The sequence below is a fragment of the [Bacteroides] pectinophilus genome (assembly GCA_025146925.1).
GTDB lineage: Bacteria > Bacillota > Clostridia > Lachnospirales > Lachnospiraceae > Bacteroides_F > Bacteroides_F pectinophilus.
This window is the reverse complement of record CP102260.1, coordinates 148946-171509: the sequence shown is the minus strand read 5'-3', so window position 1 is coordinate 171509 and position 22564 is coordinate 148946. Positions and strand designations below refer to the sequence as shown.

Genomic DNA, 22564 nt, shown 5'->3' with positions numbered 1-22564 from the left:
CTACCTCTTAAAGAGCTTCTTTTGAAATTGGGTAAAAAGTGCCGCAAATGTTCCTGCTGCACCTCTGACATACAATGAAAAAGCAGTCCGTCCGATAATCTTCCCTTGTATCCTGCGCGAAAGCTCCATTATCTGTTCCGGTTCCATGGCAAACACATCGTCCAGGTTGAAATTATACATTGTTTCGCCGTGTTTGTCATCCCTGAATAAAAATGGATGTATATTACCACAGTCAGCTATGTGTTCTGCCTGCTTTTTATCGTCTTCACAAAGAGCCGGATAGAAGTAAAAAATATCCAGATCGGGAGAAGCATAGATATATTTTTTCAAATCAAGATAATCCCTGTTATTGAATACTCTTCCGGCAGATATGTCTGATGTCCGGAATTCTCTTTTAAAAAGTGAATTCTTATCTTCACCGCCTTCGAGCGCATCCTCTATATTGAACTGTCCCGAAAAATCATATGCATATCTTGCACCGAGAAGACACGCCGCAAGAACCGCCATATAACCTCCGGCAGAATTACCGACCGTTATTATATCACAGCCTTTGGGAACATTCTGTGAAATCCATGCAATCAGCTTATCTATCGATGAAATCTCCGAATTAATCCCCTTTATATACCACTGTTTGTATATATCCCTTACATATATCTCACGTCTTGCTTTGTGAAAATGATATCTGCGCCATTCAAATCTGTCATCCGCCATGAACTTTGCAAAATTCTCTTCTGTATTAGGATAATAGAGCCCATTGCTTGAAAAGTATATAACACAGTATGGCTTGGCATCCTCACCGTTGTAGTCCGCAATAATGTAATTATCTCTCGAATACTGCTCCTTTATGAGCGGTTCTTCTTCATTCCAGATATTGAACATTTTAATGCCCTCCAGTCAATGCACCCTGCATATGCTGTCAGAAGTGCAAACCACGAAATAATAAACATTCTGTATGTATAGAAGAAATGTATCTGCGAATGCTGACCCATTACAATAACCCAGGCTACAGGCAGCAACGCCGTTGCTGCTATTGGCAGATATACCGCTGATTCAGTCTTTTTACGGTACTTAATCCAAAGCACAGCCATAAGCACAAACACTGCAATATACAACACTGCGACAAGAATCATAGCGCCCTTTTCTCCTTTGCCGATTACATTCGAAAATGGCATTGCGGAATAGATATTCTTGGCAAGTGCCGTAATTCTGCTTACCTTGCTTGTATCATTGCCGCTTACCCTGAATGATGCCTGATTCAGCGCATCTTCAATTATATTGCGTCTGAGAATTGCCGTTCCGACAATCCACTTGGCTGCCCAGCCTGCTGCCCATCCGACTGCCCATGTTATGCATGAATGAATAAGTACAGCCCAGTTTTTTATTATTGAATCCCTGCCAAGCTCCTTCGCATTTATCAGAAGCACTGCACAAAGCGGAAGTCCAAGTGTCACAAGCGGTGCCGTGAGAAAATCGAGATACTGCGTAACCATTCCGATTATAAGAAACATCTCGCCCGTGAATGCCACAGTCTTCGACGCACTGTAACGCTTTGTTATATATACAAGGGCCGTCATCGTTACGAGAAATACCTCACAGAACTGAAGGCTCCATGGCACCATTATAAAATATGCAAGTACCATGCAGAGTGTGAATATCCATGCCGTACCGCGTCCAAGCCTGTCATTAAGCCCAAGTGTACATGCTGTAAGAAGGAACATTAATACAACCATAAGGATATACCTTATATCAAGATATGAGAATAATACGAGGAGCGGTCTTACCCAGACAAGATATCCGTGCCAGTATCTGCTGTATCCGTTGCCGCTTAAGGCATTACTCAACGGGCTGCAGTTATCATTAACCATTGTCCCGCTTATAATTATGCTGTCAGTCAGATTATCAATCATGCTTCCCGATGCATATGTATATACTCTGTTCCAGCCGTCTCCCTCCTGCTCGAACACCTCCATTGAGCGGTCATAATTCTGCTTTATTGCAGAATTGGGAATGCACATAACCAGCGTAAGCATCAGCACAAAGGCTATAATCATAATACAGAATATCGAGATAATCCTCAGCCAGATATTCTTCTGCTTGCTTCCCATATTCTGTTCTCCAAACAGTTTCTTTAACATCATGTTCTCCTTCTGATAAATGCATTGACAGGTCTGTCAACCCCATAGTACAGCACAACACTTACTATCGTCGTACCAACAACAGCAATGCCGGTTATCGCAGCCTCAGGCAATATGTATGATGCCATAAGCATGTCTATTATCTCCATTACCACCGCATGTCCAAGATATATTTCATAGGAAAATCTGTCAAGCACGTCAAACATTTTATTTACATATGAATTCTTAAATTCCACATTCATTGACGCAAGGACAATTATAGTAAACAGGCATGACAATGTGTATGGACTGTTGAACTTGGACATTGCAAAAAAATACAGCATTATACATGCCAATAAAAGTGATGCCCTGTCAGCTTTGTGCTCCTGAACTGCCCTGCATGCAACCGCTCCGAACATAAAATATAACACATAAAACAGCGGTGTGAACCAGTCTCTTGTAATCTCAAGACGTGCATACAGGATATCAAGGCCTATCATGCACAGGTATGTAACCGCAAGTCCAACAAGTGATGACCGGTATGTCTTCATTATTCTGGCAAGAATCGGTGTCATTATATAAAATAAGACAAATATGCCAATCGTCCATGTAAAGCTCAGATTACGCCACTGATTCTCTCCGGGTATGTACTGTCCGATTATAAATATATATCTCAGCCAGCCAAGTCCCGCCCAATCATGCGGCATATCTTTTAATATCAAACCGTGTACTATTATATCATATATAACTACCGCATAATATACCGGCAATATTCTTGCCAGCCTTTTAATCCAGTATCTTACAGGGCTGTAGTTATTCTCCGAATATGTATACAACGCCAGGAAACCGCTTATTATAAAAAAAAGATAAACACCATGCTGCATGTAATGCGTGAGCTCATAAATCCTGCCCTCAAGCATAAGCCTCTGGCTTATGTGTGTACACACAATTGCAATACATGCAATTACCCTCAGATAACTGAGATTTTTAAAATATTTCATTCTGCTTCATTCTCTCTAATTCTCTAACATCTTCAATACTTTCAATAACCATATTCCTGTTATCCGCAACAGAAAGTCTTATTGAAATATATTCTGCCATTCTTGCTATAAATTCTGAATTAGTAGGCCTGTCCTCTATATTGCCTGCCGGTCTGCAAAATATCTCTTCAAGCCACTTCATATCGCCCTTGGTCCATACTACTTCAATCGCGTGTCTCATAGCTCTCTCAACCCTTGTGGGCGTGGTCTTATTCTTTCTTGCAATATCAGGATAGAGCAGCTTCGTAATTGAACTTACACATTCTCTGTCATTCATCGTCATTATAAGTGCTTCCCTCATAAAACGCTGACCGATTATATGAACCGGCATTCCGAGCTTAAGAAGCATGTCTGCAACTTTTATCTCTATATCAGTATATGAATTGCGTCTCTTAAGCTCCTCACTTCTGCGGCGCTGCTCTTCGTTATTCAGTGCCCACCGTATCCTGTCTGTAAGCAGTGGGCCATCCACCGGCTTCATAATATAATACTCAACGCCTGACTCAAATGCCTCTCTTATTATCCTGTCTTCCCCTATTGCGCTGACAACTATAAATACCGGCTTATTCTTAATAGTGTCATCAGCCTTTATCTTTCTTATCACCTCAAGCCCATCAAGCTTAGGCATAATAAGGTCAAGTACAACCGCATGCGGCTTGTAATTCTTTATAACAGATATGAGCTCTGAGCCATTTATCGCCTCTCCGACAAGTTCCATATCAGGTTCATCGTTAATTATATCCCTGAATACCCTGCGTACCGCCATATTGTCATCTGCACATGCAACCCTTATCTTATCGTCATCCATACTTTGCATCCCTCCTGTTATATATGTGCCTACTATAATAATCTCATTTTTCAAAAAACAAAACTATAGTATGCTGTCGCATTATTCGACACATATTTTACCGATGCTTAATTACATCAGACTTTTTATATACTTCTCAACTGCCTTTGCAATCAGGCTGTGTCCTTCTTCGTTAGGATGAAGGCCGTCTGATGTGTATGAATCATAATTATCCGCATTGATGTTGAAATTGTGATACAAATCTATGACCGGAATATCATACTTTGCGCATACCTTCTGCATTGCATCTACATAATCCCACATCGAACTTCCTGTCTCATTGTTGCTCGAATTATGCATACCGCCAAATTCACCCGGAAGCGGCGTAAGAAATACTATATTGGCATCCGGATAACTCTCTTTAAGGCCTGAACACAGCTTCTTAAGTCCGCCGTAGAATTCGTCTTTTCTGGTTGAATCCGGACTTCCAAGTGCAACATTATTGTAGTAATCGTTAGAACCGCCATATACAACTATAACCCTGCAGTCAGGATTAATAGACTTATATCTCTCAACAAAGCCTTCTCCGCCATTGCTTGCAAGCGTATTACCCGATATTCCATAGTTGAACTGTACACATCCAAGATCTTCGCAGACAACATCCGCATAGCTGTAACCACTCTTATATCCTACCGTTATGCTGTCTCCAAGGAATGCTATTCCAAAAGGTGCTGTAAGCTTACCTGCTGATACAAAAGCAGCTTCAGTCTGGGCTTCTGTCTGTACAGGTGCTGCCACCGTGACAGCCTCCGTCCGGGCAGGTGCCTCTGTATCGGCTTCCGTCTCAGGTGTCACTCTGTATACAGGTTTCACTTCAACCGGAGCCTTTGCTGCCTCGGTCTCTGTTTCAGAATCTGTTTCCTTCTCTGTATTTTGTTCTGCAGCTTCAGTCTCTGCCTGTTTTGCTTCAGACTTCTCTTCAACAGCTTTTTCTGTTTTATCTGACTCTGTCCGGGCTTCTGTCTCTGTCTGATCCGGTGCAGAAGAAACATCCTGACTCTGCCTGTTATCCTGACCTTGGGAATTGGCCTGCACTACAGTTTCTGCCTGACCTGATGCATCTGCATCAGCGCCCTGCCCCTTATCTGCACATCCTGTCATGACAACCATTCCTAAGGCAATCATAATTGCTGTCGTTTTTTTAATGTAATAATTCCAATTCCTCATTAATTCCAATCTCCATTTCGTTCCATTCATTACTCTGCACAGTCTTTTATTATATCACATATCCTGTCAACATCTGATAATGGCAGGTCAGCAAATAACGGAAGTGTAAGCACTCTTTTTGAAATCTTAAGTGCAACCGGCGTATCATTCGGATCAAACATTCCATTGTAACATTCAAATGTATTCGTAATCGGATAAAAGTACTTCCTTGCAAATATATCATTCTCTGCAAGCTTCTCAAATACCACATCCCTTGTCACACCAAATTCTTCTTCATTGAATACTACAGGGAAATAGGCATAATTGTACTTTACGCCATCCTGAACCTTTGAAAGCTGCACACCTCTGACACCATCGAGATTGGCTCTGTATCTGTCTACAACAGCCTTTCTCCTGGCAATCTCACCATCAACATGCTTAAGATTGCAAAGCCCCATTGCAGCCTGAAATTCATTCATCTTGGCATTGGCTCCGACATAATCAACCGTCTCCTCATCCATAATGCCAAAATTCTTAAGGCGGTACAGTCTCCTTCCCAGCTCTTCATCCGAATAACATACAGCGCCGCCCTCGATTGTATTATATACCTTGGTGGCATGGAAGCTGAACATTGATGCATCGCCAAAGCTTCCGGCACCCCGTCCGTTGTATGTCTCCCCAAATGCATGTGCTGCATCATATATAACCTTAAGTCCGTGTCTGTCAGCTATCTCCTGAATCCTGTCGACATCACATATATTGCCGTATACATGTACAGGAACAATAGCACATGTATCCTTTGTTATAAGCCGCTCAATCTTATCAGCATCTATAGTATAGTCATCCGGATTAATATCACAGAACACCGGCTTAAGTCCGTTTCTTACTATAGCATGTGTTGTTGACGCAAATGTGTACGGAGTGGTAATTACTTCCCCTTTAAGATGCATCGCCTGAAGCGTAAGTTCAAGTGCCATATGCCCGTTAGAGAAAAGCGTGATGTCATCAACTCCCAGATACTCCTTAAGTTCCTTTTCAAGCCTTACATGCTTCTCTCCCATATTGGTCAGCCAGTGATTGTCCCATATCGAAGCTATTTCCTCTATATATTCTTCCATTGGCGGCATAGATGACCTTGTAACAAGAATTTTTTCCATACTATTCTCCATTCCTGCGCTGCCTTTTGCGCATATCAAGTTTGTGCGCAAGCACAAATCTTGCGTGTGAAAAATCTTATTTTTCACACTATTCTCCATTCCTTTCAAGAAGATTCTTCAGAATAACCGGCCGTCCCTTTTTCAGGAAACTGTCCTTAAAATGATATTCATCCTGAAAATTCTTTTCGTCATAATAAGTAGCATTCTTACTGTAACCGTTGAGGATATCCTGCAAACCGTATCTTTCTATATCTTCCTCAAAGCCCTTCCATGTACGCATTATTCTGTTGCTCTGCAATGGACAGCACATTACCTTAAGATTAATTGAGTTATCATCACAAAGCTGCTTTATCTGCCTCAGATATGTGGCAGACAATGCGCTTATACGCATATTTTCACGCTCTTTCGGACGCGTTGCTGTTATGTAATCCCTGTATTGTGACAACACAAACATATCATTGTATATTATCTTTTTGAGAGGCTCACACCTGGTTGCGGCAGCTCCATACTTATAATCAATATACTCCTGGACATCCTCCGTTATATACTGCATATTCTCCTGCGTATAATACGGAACAACATAATACTGGTATGAGTAATCCTTGTCTGCCGCATTAGCCATCAGATCCGGAGATATTACCATAATTATCCTTTTGGTCTGTGGATTAGCCTCTATGTAATTACGCAGAAGCAGATAATAGCCTCCCATTGTCGCCGAGCAGTTGCCTGTCATTGTATATGCATTCTGAAACCTTTTATCATTGCCGAATAGCTGTGATGCCACACTGTCGCCTATTATAAGCTTCTCCTCACTGCGTGTCTGCTTAGACTGCTCTATAAGTCTGAACTGGTCTTCTGCAAGTCCGTTTTCATCATAGCTCCATGCCTTTGCATGCACTATCTCAAGCATAATAACAAGCACTATAAATGCTGCCGCCCTTAAATACGGTATCAGCACGGCTATTGCATTAGCTGCATTTTTATTCTTCATAATTACCAGATACGCATATCCTTGTCCAGATAATTCTGAACATAGTCCTTTGCGCCCTCCTCAAGTGAGTAGAACGGCTTATCATATCCTGCCTCTCTGAGCTTGTCCATCTTAGCCTCTGTAAAATACTGATATTTTGGGCGAAGAGTCTCAGGCATATCTATAAACCTTATATCCTTATCAATTCCGAGTGCCGCAAATACAGAAGCTGCGAGGTCATAGAATGATCTTGCCTTACCTGTTCCGACATTGAAAAGCCCGCTTACGTCAGGATTATCCATAAGGAACATCATGACATTGCATACATCCTTTACATAGACAAAATCCCTTAACTGTCCGCCATCCTCATAGCCTTCCTTATAAGACTTGAATAGCCCTATATATCCTCTTTCCTTAATCTGGTTAAAGCCATGCATGATAACGCTCGCCATGCTGCCCTTGAAATATTCGTTAGGACCATATACATTGAAGAACTTAAGTCCCGCATGCTGGCGTGGTGCTTTATTACCTGCCGCAAGCTCCTTCTTTACCCATATATCAAACAGCTGCTTTGAATATCCATATCCGTTAAGCGGAAGATAGTTATCTATATCTGCCTTATCGTCAAATCCCTGTGAACCGTCACCATATGTTGCAGCGCTGCTTGCGTATACGAAGCTTGCATTATTGTCTGCGCAGAACTTCCACAATGTCTTGGTGTACTCAAGATTATTCTTGTAAAGGTAATCAAAGTTACGCTCTGTTGTTGCGCTGCACGCACCAAGATGAAATACATTGGTAACCCTGCCTGCATACTCAGGAAGATGCTCAAGGAACTCATCCCTGTTGTAATACTTTATGTATCTTTTGTTGGCCATGTTGCGCCATTTATCAGTCTCGGCAATATTATCAACTATAATAATGTCGTCAATTCCCCTGTCATTAAGGCTTCTCACTACACAGCTTCCTATAAATCCTGCTCCACCTGTTACTATTATCATGTCTGTACCTCCAATATTATACTGTTAAAAGCTGCATTTATAACCACGTTCTATATCTGCAGCTCTCTTAGCACATTCTTAAGAACATCTGTTACATCCTTCACACTCACCATGTCGACACATGTAAACAGCCCTGTATCTTTCATATGTTTTTGACATTGGGAAGTTCTGTCAACTATTCTGCAGTTAAAGCATTCCATGTCATGAACACAGACTGCCGGCATGCATTTATTGATATCATTGTTATTGATGTCATTGTCATTTCCACCGGATAACTGCCCGTTCTCAATCTTATACGGAAGGAATCTCCCGTAATGCCATCCGCCGAATACACAGACTGCTTTGGTTCCTGTTGCCGCAGCAAAATGTATTCCGCTCGTATCATTGCCTATGAGCAGCTTTGCATGCCTTATTACCTCTATCGACTGCAGAAGCGTTGTCTTACCCGTCATGTCAATGACATCACCATTGTAATGCGATGTAAGACCATTGGCAAGATATTTCTCATCAGGTGAACCGCAGACACAGCATTTCCAGCCTGTAGTATCATGTATAAACTGCGCTGCCTGCGCAAATCTTTCTATCGGCCACATCTTTGCCCTGAAGCTTCCTCCCGGAAATACAACAAAATAATCTCCCTCTGGAATCATGCCGTCAGGAACTTCTGTAGCCCTGAGCACCGGAACGGATGCACGGAATGTGCTTCCTGTCACCTTACGCACGAATTCGGCATTGCGCACCAGCTCCATAACATGTCCGTCTCCGGCATCTATAACACTGTCATATATCGTATCTGTTGCTTTAAGCGCACCCTGTGAGGCATTATCAAATGACCTGTCACGTATTGTCAGCTTTTTCTCTGCCCTTACTGCCGCAGATACCACATCAGTATACACCCGCCTCGAAAATGCAGTCTGTATCAGCAGCTCAACATTAATACGTTCCAGTTCATGCGAAAGTTCCTTTCTGAAGCGGAAATTGCCGGCGTAATTAAGTCTGCCTGTATCTACCGGAACTATCTCATCAAACAGTCCGCTTGCCTCGGCTATCCCCTTACATGCCTTGTTACATATAAGTATTATATGCCTTCCTGCAAACTGTCTTCTGAATTCTGCCGCACTGTCCAGCCATATTACAAAGTCACCGATTGCATCAAGCCTTACAAGTGCCACCCTGCCCTTAGCTGCGGCTCTCTGTTCATCTGTCTCTATTCTGTTATTATTGTGTCTGAGCTGCCATATATCTGCTTTACACAGCACAGGTGTCATTCTTATGACTGCTTTTCTTAAGATACTTCCCATTGTTCCACATCCTGCAATACTTATTATACGGTATCCCTCTACAGCTGTCTCTACAGCTTTGCACTACCGTCCGGCTATTCGTGGTGAGCCGCGTTAACGGCATTGATAATGTTAGTTGTGGACATACCGTCAACAAGCTGTATTGTTGTGACAAGTCCACCCTTAGCTTCAACTATGTCATGTCCCACTATATCTTCAATCTTATAGTCCCCGCCCTTGACAAGAATATCCGGCTGTACAGCCTTTATCAGGTCATATGGCGTGTCATCCTCAAACTTTACAACATAATCTATAAAATCAAGCTCTGCAAGCATTGCCATTCTTACATCCTCATGGTTAATCGGTCTGTCCTCGCCCTTAAGTCTCTTAACCGAAGCATCGGAATTAACCCCGACAATAAGCATATCTCCAAGCTTTCTTGCTTCCTTGAGATACCTTGCATGTCCAAGATGAAGAATATCAAAGCATCCGTTTGTAAATACAATCTTAGCCCCCGGCTTTCTTTCACGGAATCTGGCAAGCTGCTCAAGCAGTCCGTCAAGTGTCTGGATCTTAGCCGGCCTGCTGCCAAACATATCCTCAAGTTCATCAAGCGTAACCACCGATGTACCGAATTTAGTAACCTTGATCGATGATGCTGCATTAGCAAGTGTGATTACTGTCTGCGGTCTTAAGTTCTCGGCAATTCCAAGTCCTATATATGAAAATGCAGTGTCTCCGGCACCTACAACATCACGAACCTGCCTTGCCTCAACATTAGACTCGTATACACTGCCATCCCTGTCAAGATACATCATTCCGTCACCGCTTAAGGTTGCTATAACAGCTTCGCATCCCGCAAGTTCGCGAAGCTTTTTCATAGCAGCTACTACCTCATCATGCGTCCCGACCGGCATATCTGTCATATATGCAAGCTCTCTGCGGTTAGGCTTAAGAAGATATGCACCTGCATACTTGGCAGGATTCCTGGACTTGACATCAACTATGACCTTACGCCCATGCTTACGCGCAATATCTATAACCCTTGCCGCAAATGAGTCTGACAGCAAGCCTTTCTGGTAATCTGACATAAGCACGATATCATAACTGTCGATTGCTGCCTCAAGCATGTCTGCAAGCTTATTCTCACATGTGTCATCTATATCAGAGGTATCCTCGTTATCAATTCTTGTTATCTGCTGGCCTGATGATACAAGTCTTGCTTTCATAGTTGTAATTCTGTTATCACATGCAAGCACAAGATCTGTCTTCACGCCTTTGTTCCCAAGGAGTTCTATTATCTGCCGTCCGGCATCATCATTGCCCGTAACCGCAAGAAGTGCCACATCCACTTCCATTGCCGCCACATTGGCTGCCACATTGGCTGCACCACCAAGCACATTCTCCCTGCTCTCATATTTGAATACCGGGACCGGTGCCTCCGGTGATATTCTTGAGACCTGACCGTGAAGATACACATCAAGCATTGCATCTCCAACCACGAGGAATTTTTTATTGCAAAGTTTTAACTGCTTTATCAGATTCTCCATATATTCTCCGTTCCTGCACAAAGTTAATCGCACTACGCGGGCTGCACTCAGACAGATTGCCGCGTACATATTATCTTTTTATTTTACCATATAACATATAATTACACAAATAGCTTTATCAGCATACCTTAAGCATACTGATAAAGCTAACTTCTAAAAATATCCTATACTGTAAACATCATAATTATCCGTGGAACCCACAGGCCATATATGATACTGCACAGACGACCAGTTAGGGTCTAACACTCCCTTTCTGAATATAACATAATTATATCCGGCACGTTTTGCATTCTGCACTATTCCCTGAAGATATGGCTCGTCCTGATTAAGATATACATACATATCCCTGTCATCATCGACAGCATATCTGTTATCTGTGTAATAATAAAGTTTTATACCCTGGTCAGACATTCTAAGTGATGAGCACAGCTCATTGAGTGCTATAACATTCTTATCCTGACCGTCATCCCCGATTATCCTGCATATCTGTTTTGTCTCATCAGATATCTTATCAGGTTTTCTTGTCCTCTGCCATGCAAAATTATTTCCGTATACCGGCATAAACACCACTATCATCACAACCATCAGCGCACATATGCAGCATACGGTAATCCGCGGCCTGTTCCCGGAAATGCCGCATATTATATCCACAGCCGCATAAGCTACCGCTGCATTAAACGGTATGATCCAAAATGTTACGCTGCAATATTCAGGTGCAATAACTCCCAATATTAAATACGTTAACGGATTAAGCACCACTATTAAAAAAGTAATTGCAGTTATATAGACAAACAGAATTTTTCCGGAATTATTCTTCTTCATTGCAATATATACAATAGCAAGGATGGTTATCACAAGATACATATTTGTCATGAAATCATTAACAAACATTCCGCTTATGTATCCGGCATACTTATTCCAGAAACCGGCAGCTGAGCTCATATTATGCGTAGCCGCACTGTATATAACACATGCAGCAATGTATACAATACACGGAACAAATGATGCCGCATAACTTCTGATATGCATCCCATTCCTGCCGTAATTAGCAACGTAATAGCATCCGAATACTCCCGCACACATAATCGTACTTATTATGATTCCATATACAGACGTAAAACAGAGTGCGCATAATGTTGCTGTAAGATATACTCTTTTTGATCTGAAGATACTTTTGTTTCTAACAACATTCCTGTATGCGGCATCTGCTTTTTCAGAACCGGCTTCAAGCTCTGCATCATGCCACTTTATCTCTGCACGTATTGTTGTAATAGCGTAATACAATGCAAGTACCGCAAGTATGCTGCAAGCCATAACATCAGGGTTCCAGCTGTTTATAAGCATCAGGTTCCACAGAGACTCCTTCGGTCTGAGTGAATAATTACTGAATACTGACAGAAGTGACAGCGCTGTCAGAAACATATACCTGTGATTTTTATTTTTAAAAAGCACAAATGACATAATATAATATGACATGTATACCACCGGAATAATAACCAGCGGAATATACAGATTAGCCACTGTCAAAGGTGTTGTGCGGAAAATATATGATATCACGGCTACAAATTCCGCTGAACATGACATAATCATTCCAAACGGCATTCCGTCCGTATTCTGTCCGGTAAATGGATTAATCCCTCCATTATATCTGCCATCCGTATATATCTGCATGGCACGCGCTGTTACATAGTCATTCTCATATACGACATTTTCATGGATTATTACCGCCACAGCTATCTGCGCCGCTATTCCGGCAATCATAACCGCCATAAGCGCATATGTACCAGCATTCTGTCGTTCAAACCGTATATTTTTTTCAAGCAGATGTCTCAGGCGCTTTTTATCCGCAAAGACACAACCGGCTGCTATTAATACAGCAAGCACAAACAGGTATGCTACAGCCATTATATTCAGTCCTGCATTAAATATCTTTAATGGTATCTGCACAATTGCAAACAGCATCCACAGTCCGACAAATCCGACCATATAAGTATGTATCAGACCAATACTTTTGTCTTTAATAAGACACTTCAGCATACAGCCGCAAAAATATGGCAATATTGCCGCAACTAATATAAATACACACACCGATATCATACTAATCTCCATTCCTGCCCGTTTTTCAGGGCATCCCAGGTTTGTGCGCAGGCACAAATCCTGCATGTAAACCAGCTAGTAAGCATTTTTGTATATATTGTAACCATCAACCGTCCCAAGTCTGACAAGCCCGTATTCCGTCTGCATAACAGACCGGCTGCCATCTTCTTTAAGTACAACGTAATTCCAGCCTGTAAGCTTCTGAAGCTGCATTATTGCCTTGTAGTTAATCTCGTCAGAGTTTATAAAATCATATACCGTCTGGTAATTTATAATTAATTCTTCATCATCTACCGAATATGTTCCGTAATCTATTGACAGTTCCTTCCACCAGTCATGGTATACAAGTTTTATATCCGCATCGTATGTTCTCATAAATCTGCATATATCCGCAGGAGCATATACAACCGGTTCACCGTCACAATCATTTGTTATCATATCTGCAATATCTACAGTGTTCTGCGGCACTCTGTAAATATTATCTCTTACATAAAACAGATTATGTTCTCTGTTAACAGAGCCTAACCCATATCCCCATAAGAGAATCATAAGCACCATTACAGCTGAAATCCCTATTCCCTTACTCTTACCGGTCTTTCTTACAAGTGCAGCCCACATACATGCAAGTATCAAAAAAAACGGTACATTCCAGTACGATCTTGCATATGTATAATCAGCTGTCAGACCTGCAAGCTTATAGTATACCGGATTCAGCAGCGTAAGCACTATAACGCATACAGGCAGTGCCACCAGTATTCTTTTCTGTACATCTGTTCCCGCATATATTATCCACATAGCACCGGCCACCAGAAGCAGTGCGAGGAATCCGTATCCAAAATAATATCCGTAAGTTATTCCCAGCTGGCTGAAAAATTCATGCATCATTTATTACCATTTAACCCCCATATACTGCATATATAACATGAACGACATAAGCGCGATTGATGGTACTGAGGAAATTACAAACCCCAATGCATACGACAGACGCCTGTTCTTTATCATATAATAAACTGTTATACAAAGAGTTACCGTTGCTGAAGCTATACTGCCATACGTGCTTATGAGTGCTGCTGCAGTGTGCACAACCGCAACAAGCCCCCACATTCTCTTAGTTGACTTTGCATTGCCATCTTCATCCATAATGCGTATAAGATAATACCACAATACCGGTATGATAACATTGCCTATAATTGACTTGCCATACCAGGGACCTGTAAAAAGCCATGCAGAGGTTGTAAGTTCAAATCTGTTGTACATAGAAAATAAATCAATTATTGTAAGAAAAATAATTGCATAGTCTGCCGATTTTTTATCTTTAAGGATCACACTGGCAAGCCCGTAACAAACTATATAATGCATAGCTATTATAATTACGGGCAGCACATTGTGCATCATAACTACAGGCTGCATCCCGAATATTGCACTTACTGACGCCATGTATGCATGGTATCCTGACAAAATATATTTGGCTACATAACTAAGCTCTATCTGTCTGCCTGTAAACGGACTGAATCTTATAAGTGTGTCTGTTGAATATGCCGTAGATGCCATTCCTACGAACAGCGAATCATCCGTATATTCCCGCTGATACACCAGCGTAAATATAATGTATGCCACACATACACATACAGCAATAACATGGTGTACTCTTATATCCGTAAAATAACCCGTAAATCCGTCATGCAGATTTTTATTCTTTTTTCCGTAAGCAATCCCTGTAACTATTCCTGCTACTATAAAAAGCAACATTACTGCTCCCCATATAAAAGTTGTCTTTGAAAGGGATTCGTATCTGAACACAAGGAATAAGTATACTACTTCATATATAGCCATGCTGGATATTATGCCCGCAACATACATTGACGCCACAGATTCATTCTTAATTCCGGCCAGTCTGAATATCATATTGCCCAAAGGCACTGCCGCAAGCACACTGCACAGCACTAATAACACCATCTTTAATATTAACATAACTTCACTACCCATCCTGCAAACATAACCACTCCGGCAAGACTGAGTAAAGCTCCGATTACATAAAGCCTGTTCTCATACTTTGCGACTACAGTATGCTGTCCTGCCTCTATATCAGTTGCTATAAATGCATAATCATATTCCCGAATCTGCTGACGGACTCCGTCAACATACACATTCCATCCTTTTCTGTATGGAATAGCCAGCATTAACGTACCATCCTCTTTTGCATCTACACTTCCTTCAACACATGCATCCGTCTTTCTGACAAAATGCGAAGTTCTGTCAGCTTCTTTCCCATCATAATACAGACTTGCAATTGAGCCTGCATGCAGATTGCGATATACATATGTCCCGTCATATTCATATATTTCTTCAAGATAATCCCAGTCAAGCTTTGTCCATGAAAGAATGTATTTTGTATTGGTGATTGCAAATGCATCATCATAAAGCGCACCGTCCAGGTCATGTTTAATATACCGGTATTCTTCTGTCGGATACATTTTTTCATAAAATGTCTTAAGGCTTCCGCTCATAGTTGAACAGTACATGCTTACCGGTGCATAATTCTGCAGAAGCGAATCTCCCGTTGCCGAAAAATCATGGTATGTCTTTTCAACACGATAAAAACTGTCATCATGTTCTTTCAGATATTCCAGAATATGTGTAGTATCCCTGCCGTGAAAATCTGTACTGTTAATACATTCCGTTGTGCGGTCGTATGTATATCTTACATTGTTGGTAACATATCCTTCAAAGCACGCCCCGGCTATAAGAAGCCCCAGCATAATCCTGACTTTTCCTGTTGTGTAATGTATTCCTATGACAGCAATATTCAGCACTATTATAGCTATGTTAATCCATTTGTACTGAAGTCTGTAATGTCTGAATGCATAGTAGTTAATCAGGATAACAAAAAGCACGCCGGCTGATGCCAGCCATCTGTTAATATCGTTACGTTCAACACATCTGTCAATAAACAATGCATATATCACAGCCATAAGCGGCATAAGCACATATGTGAATCTCATGGCGGGAATTCCTTCAACAAGTGACTCACAGCCTATATTGAATATTGCCCCAACCATCGGAACTGTTACAGCTGCCACCATAAGTATAAGCATGACAATCCTGAGTATCCATTTTCTGCGCTCCACGTTGTTCCTGTCTTTGATAATTCCATACCACACAGCCTGCGGAAGAACTATTGCTCCCAGCACAGAGAATGACAGCTGTGGAAATTCGTAATATTTCTGGTCTATCCCGAGTATTCCGAATGTATTATCGGATATTATCCTCCCGGCGAGCACCTTGTAATAATTCATTCCGTATGTCAGCGAAAGATACTGCGAAAGTCGGTGCCACAGACTTCCTTCAACTCTTGTACTTACATTAAGTACAATATCCGCATATGGCACTATCATGCATGCAGCACATAGCATTCCGAGTACTACAGTCACAATAACCGGCCAAAGCCTGTGCCACAGCGTCTTAACTCCATCAACATATATCATTCTCAGTATTGTATATACAGATGTAAATATGGCAATCATGTATCCAAAATAAACACTGTATATAAATATAAGCGCAACAGTAATACCGACTGCAAGATAATACCGCTTCATTGCACGCTGCTCCTGATACGCCGCTATCAGCTTCTCGACCAATAACAGCAGCAGAATGAGATACACGCATGCCATTCCGAAATAATAGTGCTGCCCCCACAGCATAATCCAGCCGTTGAATGCAAACAGGCATGATGCAATAAAACGTGCTCTTACCGATGCTCCATAATATTTAAGGAACTCAAAGCATATAAGAGCGCATGCCATAATCTTTACAAACTGCATCACAAGAAGCATGTTCTTTACCGTTTCAACTCCAAATACCACACCGGTACCTATGATTACCCATGCGCACGGATCCATTATCCACTCCTGGCGTGTAAGAGTGTCACATCCAAGCCCCCACTCAAAGTTCCACAGTGACAATGTTCCTTCTTTTATGGAATCTATCACATGTATATACATTGGATAAAACTGGCATATCGTATCCATTCCTGCATCTTTGAACAACAGATACCTTCCGCCGAATATATATCCCCAATACACAATGACAAACATTACCGTTACCGCAATAACAAGCATCATCCTTGTTCTGGCAATGTCGCTCATATTTTTAATTCTGTCCTTCATAACCCAAATCCTTCATAAGTCTTTTGGCAGCCGCCATGCTGTAGAAGCCGCCGCTCATATGAACCATGTATGCACCTTCGCTGATGAGTGCAGTTACAAACCTGACATGCTTTCCGGTAACAATCGCGTTCCTCTTATGAAATATCTTTGTGATAAGTTTATCCGCAATCATATACAATCTGTTGTGATGTATATTATAAATCCACGAGAATTCTTCTCTTCCCGATTCAAACGGAAGCATCTTATTATACCTGTCATCAAGTGCATAAAACATGTTGTGTGTCTGCGCATAATATGCCATAGGTGCTTCCTCATATGCCGTATGGCCACCCTGTGTATGCCCGGAATAATAATATTCCTTAAATGCATCCGCTACCAGTGATGGCCTGAACACAAGCACACCGCCATTAATATTACCGACAAGCCTGTTATCCGGTGCAAATCCTCTTGACGTAAAATAATCCTGCACTGTCTCATTAAGTATACGCTCATTACCTGCATATATCTTCCTGAACTTGTCCTCACCGCGCGGGTTAACAACCGCCGCAAGTCCGCACTCATCAGGAATATCTGCAAATATGTCCGGACAGACGGGATTTATAATTATATCCAGATCAAAGAATGCAGCAAGCTCATACTGACGCAGATAATCCGCTATAAGGAGCTTCTGTGAATATATATCCCTTTTTCTGCTTTTATCTATCCAGTCATTAATAAATACAAAATCTGCATTGCATCTCGCAGCATACTGCTGCATCTGCCTTTCGACTATCCTGTACTGCTCCAGATACTTACCGCCTCCGACGCTCATAACGCAGACTGCCCTGTCATGATGTTTTTCCATTATTCTTACCTCTTATCAGCTGCTGCCACCCCATAACTGCATATGGAATGAGCAGATAGTAGTATGGGACTGTATACCGGCCTTTTGCCATAATCATTAAGCCCCCTTGCAACCCATGTTACCTTTGGCATGCCCCTGCCCAATTCTATCCCGGTAAAATATCTGTATAAAAACATTATAGCAGTCCATACTGCCATTATTATAACTTTTAAAAAATTTTCTATATTAATTGGAAATGTGTCATTCATTTTTCTTTCTACCCGCCAATTCTGATGCCATATCAGATATCTTATTTATCATACTTTTCCATCCTATGACCGCATATGGAATAATAACAAAATAATATGGTGCCACATACTGGCTCTTTGCCTCCCAGAATGTAAAGAATACGAAGCCGCCTATCATGAGCACTGCATTAAACAATTCATACACCGTCAGGCTGTCAAATCTTTTCCAGCACCCTGCAATATATATGAGCACACCAAAGTTAATAAGAGTCTGTACTATATTCATAAGCTCTTTCCAGACTGTATTATTGCCATCCCTGACTGCTGCCTTTATCGCATAATCCGGCGTATGTGACTCGCGTTCCTGCATATCAAAACACTCCCATGTGGGATTATTCCACTGGCTTGTTATCTTTTTATAGTAAAATCTTAATGGATTAGTTGTAAGAATAGCTTTTCCACGCTGCTTTATATGGCTTATTGCCTCCGCTACCGTGGCATCCTGATCCCTGTTGTTCTTTTCATACACATATCCGTTATAATTATCAAACCATCCCGGAGTATTAACTGATTCGTTCATTCCCATTGCAACCCACGCAATCTTAGGGATTCCCTGCGCAAGCGGCGTGTCCGTCAGCTTTTCCACGGCAATATTAAAGCTCCTGCTCCCTGCTATATATATGGCAAGTACGATAACCAGGCCAATTGTACTCTTAAGCTTCTTTGTCATAACCGAATCAAAAAGAAGATACAGTGCTATTCCTACAAGGACAATTGCATAGTTAGATTTCATTATAAGTGACAGCGTCATTGCAATTCCACATGGAATCATATACACAAGCTTACGCCTGTCAAAATATATAAACATAAACATTGCTGCTGTCATCGCAAGCGAAAAGCCTGTCATTGTTCCGTAACAGAATACAACATACATTGCAAACGGATAAAATGTCACTGTTACAAGCCACGTCCATATGCTTGAATTTTCTTTAAAAATATATCTGCTGATAACATACATTGAAACTACTGCATTTATAAAGAATGCGACATTGACATACTGAAAAGCTATATATGCACTGTCCCCAAACATTCCAAGAAGCATTACATCAAACATAACTATTCCATTCTGGAATGGATATACTGACATATATCCTGTACTCCAGTTACTGTAATTACCATCAATGAACTGCCTGGCCATCTCAAAGCACAGTATCTGGTCTGATACCGGTTCATAATGCGTTATCGAAATCCACCATACAAGGAATATTCCAACTGCAGCTGTTATAATAATTCCAATTATATTCCTGTTTTTTCTAATACTGTTTATCACTCTGTCAGGTATAAATCTTTTAACCATTAATGTTATCGCTGCTGCTATCAGCATAAAGACCAGTATACATAATATATTAATAACCGGAGAGTCTGAATTGAATGATACATCCATGTCACCAACAAGGTCTACCGTTTCTATTATGCATACAAAGAACAGCCCCAGCATTATCACCGACCACAGAACCATTATAAGCATCTTCACGCCATGTTCAACTTTACCAGTAAACCCGTCACCCATTAAATATTTCCTCGTAATCATAGCTTGTATAAAATTGCGATATTGCATTAATGTATTGAATATAATTATCCTTAGTAAGCCTTCCTGCATCCTGATGAATCCAGTCTATAATCTTATCATTAATCTCATCACTGAAATGTTCTTTGTCCATATAATTATCAAGATCGGTTATCATGTCAAATCTGTCTGAGAATCCGTATATCCTGACATTGGAATATGCCAGCAGTGACTCAATCATCATCCTCTCCGCTTCTATCTGAATCTTAAGTACACCCTTCTGATTCCACTCATCCCACTGACATATCGAAGATGGTGGCAGGAAATAATAAAATGCCACATCAGGGTTATCCCTTACAGTCGCCACTATATTCTGGTCTATATTCGCCTGTATACTGTCGTGAATTTCCTGTGTATAGGCAGCTTCTTCCTGTTTTTGCGGACGTTCGTACTGTGATAATGTCCTTTTCTTTGAAAATGTTGCTTTAACGGACCAGCTTGAGTAATTGTCAAAGCTTGTCGATGCATGATTTTCTCTCATGTACTGCAGATTATATCTTAATGGTATCAGCCATGTATCCTTATTAAATATGTAATTAACATCATTAAACAGATTATTATCATAAAGATATTCCGGAGGATCAGACGGCATTGCATCTTTGTCATTAAGCAGCTTATCTTCATCAATTCCCCTTATTATCATTGAGACACCGGCATTAGCGGCAAGCGAGCGCTTAACATGCTCATCAACCTCCCGCAGCGTACCGCCTGCAAAACACGTCTTGACAGTCCTGCATTGCCATAAGTTTTCAACCTGCGATGCCATAAAGTTCTCCGTCACCGAACTTCCGGTTATCATAGCGTCATACTTAAAATGCTTCCCGATTCCGTCGTTGTAATATTTTTCATATGCCCCGCTGCCATACAGCATATATGGCCTGCCTTCAACCGGTCCGTGATAATGAAAATACGGATCAATATATACCATAACCGCTGTCATTGCCACAAGTACTGCCATAGTTATTCCAAGCGTCATTAATAGCCATTTTTTCGCCTTCATTCCGGATACCTGTTACAGCCTTTCTAAAAGTCAAATTCTAAGCACCATTTAAAAATTAAAATACAAAAATGTCGCAACACCGCTCAATGAACATATACACCATACAAGTGCCACAACCGTAATAACTGCATTAAATATGCCAAGCTTATGCTCCTGCTCCTGAACATTACGGCAGTTCAGCACCGCAAAAAAAGTCACCGCAAAAAACAACAGCATATTAAAGCCCTTTATCTTATCCGTATATTGTGATATATGAAGCATATCCTCGAAGAGATTAAGCTCCTTAAGCCCGAATGCTCCTCCAATCTCTAATGATATGCTCATTCCGCCACGCAGCAGGCGGTTTATAAACAGCTTCACATCACTTATTGATGATGCCCTGAAAATAATCCATGTCACATTTATAAATCCAAATGTAAGCACCCACTGAAACGCCTTGTGAAGTCTTTCATACTGTGTCTTAAATGCACGGTTAATGCATTGCGCAGCTCCGTGCAGTGCTCCCCATATCACGAATGTCCACGCAGCCCCGTGCCACAGACCCGACACAAGGAAAACAATCATTATATTCACATATGTTCTTATATTGCCCTTACGGCTGCCACCAAGCGGGAAATATATATACTTTGTGAGGAAGCGCGTAAGCGTCATGTGCCAGCGTCTCCAGAATTCTATTATTGAATAGGATTTGTACGGGGAATTAAAATTCACCGGAAGCTCAAAGTTGAACATTCTTCCTATTCCTATAGCCATATCCGAATACGCACTGAAGTCAAAATAAATCTGCATAGTATATGAAAACATTACCAGAAACGCATCTATTGATGACATTGCCGCAATATCTTCAAAGCCCCAATCTGCAATTCCGCCGAATGTATCCGCAATTATTACTTTTTTAAACATACCTGCGGCAAATATCATAAGTCCCTTTGACAGATTCCCGTAGTCCGGTCTCTGACGATTTTCATCCTTAATCTGCGGAATGAGCTCATCATGTGTCACAATCGGTCCTGCAATAAGCTGTGGAAAGAATGTTACAAACACCGCATAGTCCAAAAAGCTCTCATCATCAGTCTCACCATGATACGCATCAACGACATATGATATCTGCTGGAACGTAAAGAAACTGATTCCAAGCGGAAGGACTATGTTACGCATGGTAAAGCTGAGATTGAATACAGCATTTACATTGGTTAAGAAAAAATCAAAATATTTGAAATAGAACAGCATCCCTATGTCGAATACAAGTCCTGCTGCAAGGCAGAGCTTTTTCCTGCCGGGATATCTGCGCATAAGATAAACCACTGCATAATTCACGGCAATGCTTGATATTATGACCGCAAGATAAGTATAGTTGAAATATCCGTAAAACCACAAAGACATTACAAGCAGAAATACTTTTGCATACATATTACGTCCGAGCCTGTTAAGCACAAAATATCCGATAAGTGCCAGCGGCAGGAACAGAAAAATAAATATATATGAATTAAACAGCATC

At 41.2% G+C, this 22564-nt stretch carries 19 protein-coding genes; all 19 read right to left on the bottom strand.

Annotated elements, in window-relative coordinates; all coding sequences use genetic code 11:
• Positions 1–879: a hypothetical protein gene (locus NQ488_00730; protein ID UWN95870.1), complete on the bottom strand. Its 879-nt coding sequence runs from the start codon at positions 877–879 to the stop codon at positions 1–3.
• A complete protein-coding gene (locus NQ488_00725; protein UWN95869.1) occupies positions 843–2138 on the bottom strand; it encodes a hypothetical protein in 1296 nt (431 codons plus the stop codon). Before NQ488_00725 ends, NQ488_00730 begins: the two co-directional genes overlap by 37 nt.
• Positions 2135–3115 carry an acyltransferase gene (locus NQ488_00720; GenBank protein ID UWN95868.1) on the bottom strand — a complete coding sequence of 327 codons (981 nt, stop codon included), beginning with the start codon at positions 3113–3115 and terminating at the stop codon, positions 2135–2137. Before NQ488_00720 ends, NQ488_00725 begins: the two co-directional genes overlap by 4 nt.
• The gene (gene spo0A / locus NQ488_00715) at positions 3102–3962 is read right to left on the bottom strand and encodes a sporulation transcription factor Spo0A (GenBank protein UWN95867.1); all 861 of its coding nucleotides are present in this window, start codon (positions 3960–3962) and stop codon (positions 3102–3104) included. The genes NQ488_00720 and spo0A overlap by 14 nt, the downstream gene beginning before the upstream one ends.
• A gap of 111 nt (positions 3963–4073) precedes the next feature.
• Positions 4074–5168: a GDSL-type esterase/lipase family protein gene (locus NQ488_00710; protein UWN95866.1), complete on the bottom strand. Its 1095-nt coding sequence runs from the start codon at positions 5166–5168 to the stop codon at positions 4074–4076.
• Between the two features lie 29 nt (positions 5169–5197).
• The gene (locus tag NQ488_00705; GenBank protein ID UWN95865.1) at positions 5198–6304 is read right to left on the bottom strand and encodes a DegT/DnrJ/EryC1/StrS family aminotransferase; all 1107 of its coding nucleotides are present in this window, start codon (positions 6302–6304) and stop codon (positions 5198–5200) included.
• Positions 6305–6392: 88 nt separating this feature from the next.
• Positions 6393–7295, bottom strand: coding sequence for a hypothetical protein (locus tag NQ488_00700; protein UWN95864.1), 903 nt, complete (start codon positions 7293–7295; stop codon positions 6393–6395).
• Between the two features lie 2 nt (positions 7296–7297).
• Positions 7298–8275, bottom strand: a complete 978-nt coding sequence (gene rfaD, locus NQ488_00695; GenBank protein UWN95863.1) for an ADP-glyceromanno-heptose 6-epimerase — start codon at positions 8273–8275, stop codon at positions 7298–7300.
• 50 nt (positions 8276–8325) lie between these two features.
• Positions 8326–9576 (bottom strand): glycosyltransferase family 9 protein, encoded by a 1251-nt coding sequence (locus tag NQ488_00690; GenBank protein ID UWN95862.1) that lies wholly within the window; start codon positions 9574–9576, stop codon positions 8326–8328.
• A gap of 74 nt (positions 9577–9650) precedes the next feature.
• Positions 9651–11105 carry a D-glycero-beta-D-manno-heptose 1-phosphate adenylyltransferase gene (rfaE2, locus tag NQ488_00685; protein UWN95861.1) on the bottom strand — a complete coding sequence of 485 codons (1455 nt, stop codon included), beginning with the start codon at positions 11103–11105 and terminating at the stop codon, positions 9651–9653.
• A 153-nt stretch (positions 11106–11258) separates the two neighbouring features.
• The gene (locus NQ488_00680; protein ID UWN95860.1) at positions 11259–13202 is read right to left on the bottom strand and encodes a DUF6077 domain-containing protein; all 1944 of its coding nucleotides are present in this window, start codon (positions 13200–13202) and stop codon (positions 11259–11261) included.
• A 75-nt stretch (positions 13203–13277) separates the two neighbouring features.
• Complete coding sequence (locus NQ488_00675; protein ID UWN95859.1) at positions 13278–14087, bottom strand: hypothetical protein; 810 nt, start codon at positions 14085–14087, stop codon at positions 13278–13280.
• A gap of 3 nt (positions 14088–14090) precedes the next feature.
• Positions 14091–15173, bottom strand: coding sequence for a DUF6077 domain-containing protein (locus NQ488_00670; GenBank protein UWN95858.1), 1083 nt, complete (start codon positions 15171–15173; stop codon positions 14091–14093).
• Positions 15167–17368: a YfhO family protein gene (locus NQ488_00665; GenBank protein ID UWN95857.1), complete on the bottom strand. Its 2202-nt coding sequence runs from the start codon at positions 17366–17368 to the stop codon at positions 15167–15169. The genes NQ488_00670 and NQ488_00665 overlap by 7 nt, the downstream gene beginning before the upstream one ends.
• Positions 17352–18212: a hypothetical protein gene (locus NQ488_00660; protein ID UWN95856.1), complete on the bottom strand. Its 861-nt coding sequence runs from the start codon at positions 18210–18212 to the stop codon at positions 17352–17354. The genes NQ488_00665 and NQ488_00660 overlap by 17 nt, the downstream gene beginning before the upstream one ends.
• A gap of 5 nt (positions 18213–18217) precedes the next feature.
• Complete coding sequence (locus tag NQ488_00655; GenBank protein UWN95855.1) at positions 18218–18460, bottom strand: hypothetical protein; 243 nt, start codon at positions 18458–18460, stop codon at positions 18218–18220.
• Positions 18453–20009 (bottom strand): hypothetical protein, encoded by a 1557-nt coding sequence (locus NQ488_00650; protein UWN95854.1) that lies wholly within the window; start codon positions 20007–20009, stop codon positions 18453–18455. Before NQ488_00650 ends, NQ488_00655 begins: the two co-directional genes overlap by 8 nt.
• A complete protein-coding gene (locus NQ488_00645) occupies positions 20002–21066 on the bottom strand; it encodes a hypothetical protein (protein ID UWN95853.1) in 1065 nt (354 codons plus the stop codon). The genes NQ488_00650 and NQ488_00645 overlap by 8 nt, the downstream gene beginning before the upstream one ends.
• A gap of 48 nt (positions 21067–21114) precedes the next feature.
• A complete protein-coding gene (locus NQ488_00640; protein ID UWN95852.1) occupies positions 21115–22563 on the bottom strand; it encodes an MBOAT family protein in 1449 nt (482 codons plus the stop codon).
• Between the last annotated feature and the right edge of the window lies 1 nt (position 22564).

Coding starts and splice junctions, on each gene's coding strand:
- NQ488_00730 (UWN95870.1), bottom strand. CDS start 879: ATGTTCAATATCTGGAATGAAGAAGAACCGCTCATAAAGGAGCAGTAT.
- NQ488_00725 (UWN95869.1), bottom strand. CDS start 2,138: ATGATGTTAAAGAAACTGTTTGGAGAACAGAATATGGGAAGCAAGCAG.
- NQ488_00720 (UWN95868.1), bottom strand. CDS start 3,115: ATGAAATATTTTAAAAATCTCAGTTATCTGAGGGTAATTGCATGTATT.
- spo0A (UWN95867.1), bottom strand. CDS start 3,962: ATGGATGACGATAAGATAAGGGTTGCATGTGCAGATGACAATATGGCG.
- NQ488_00710 (UWN95866.1), bottom strand. CDS start 5,168: ATGAGGAATTGGAATTATTACATTAAAAAAACGACAGCAATTATGATT.
- NQ488_00705 (UWN95865.1), bottom strand. CDS start 6,304: ATGGAAAAAATTCTTGTTACAAGGTCATCTATGCCGCCAATGGAAGAA.
- NQ488_00700 (UWN95864.1), bottom strand. CDS start 7,295: ATGAAGAATAAAAATGCAGCTAATGCAATAGCCGTGCTGATACCGTAT.
- rfaD (UWN95863.1), bottom strand. CDS start 8,275: ATGATAATAGTAACAGGTGGAGCAGGATTTATAGGAAGCTGTGTAGTG.
- NQ488_00690 (UWN95862.1), bottom strand. CDS start 9,576: ATGGGAAGTATCTTAAGAAAAGCAGTCATAAGAATGACACCTGTGCTG.
- rfaE2 (UWN95861.1), bottom strand. CDS start 11,105: ATGGAGAATCTGATAAAGCAGTTAAAACTTTGCAATAAAAAATTCCTC.
- NQ488_00680 (UWN95860.1), bottom strand. CDS start 13,202: ATGATATCGGTGTGTGTATTTATATTAGTTGCGGCAATATTGCCATAT.
- NQ488_00675 (UWN95859.1), bottom strand. CDS start 14,087: ATGATGCATGAATTTTTCAGCCAGCTGGGAATAACTTACGGATATTAT.
- NQ488_00670 (UWN95858.1), bottom strand. CDS start 15,173: ATGTTAATATTAAAGATGGTGTTATTAGTGCTGTGCAGTGTGCTTGCG.
- NQ488_00665 (UWN95857.1), bottom strand. CDS start 17,368: ATGAAGGACAGAATTAAAAATATGAGCGACATTGCCAGAACAAGGATG.
- NQ488_00660 (UWN95856.1), bottom strand. CDS start 18,212: ATGGAAAAACATCATGACAGGGCAGTCTGCGTTATGAGCGTCGGAGGC.
- NQ488_00655 (UWN95855.1), bottom strand. CDS start 18,460: ATGAATGACACATTTCCAATTAATATAGAAAATTTTTTAAAAGTTATA.
- NQ488_00650 (UWN95854.1), bottom strand. CDS start 20,009: ATGGGTGACGGGTTTACTGGTAAAGTTGAACATGGCGTGAAGATGCTT.
- NQ488_00645 (UWN95853.1), bottom strand. CDS start 21,066: ATGAAGGCGAAAAAATGGCTATTAATGACGCTTGGAATAACTATGGCA.
- NQ488_00640 (UWN95852.1), bottom strand. CDS start 22,563: ATGCTGTTTAATTCATATATATTTATTTTTCTGTTCCTGCCGCTGGCA.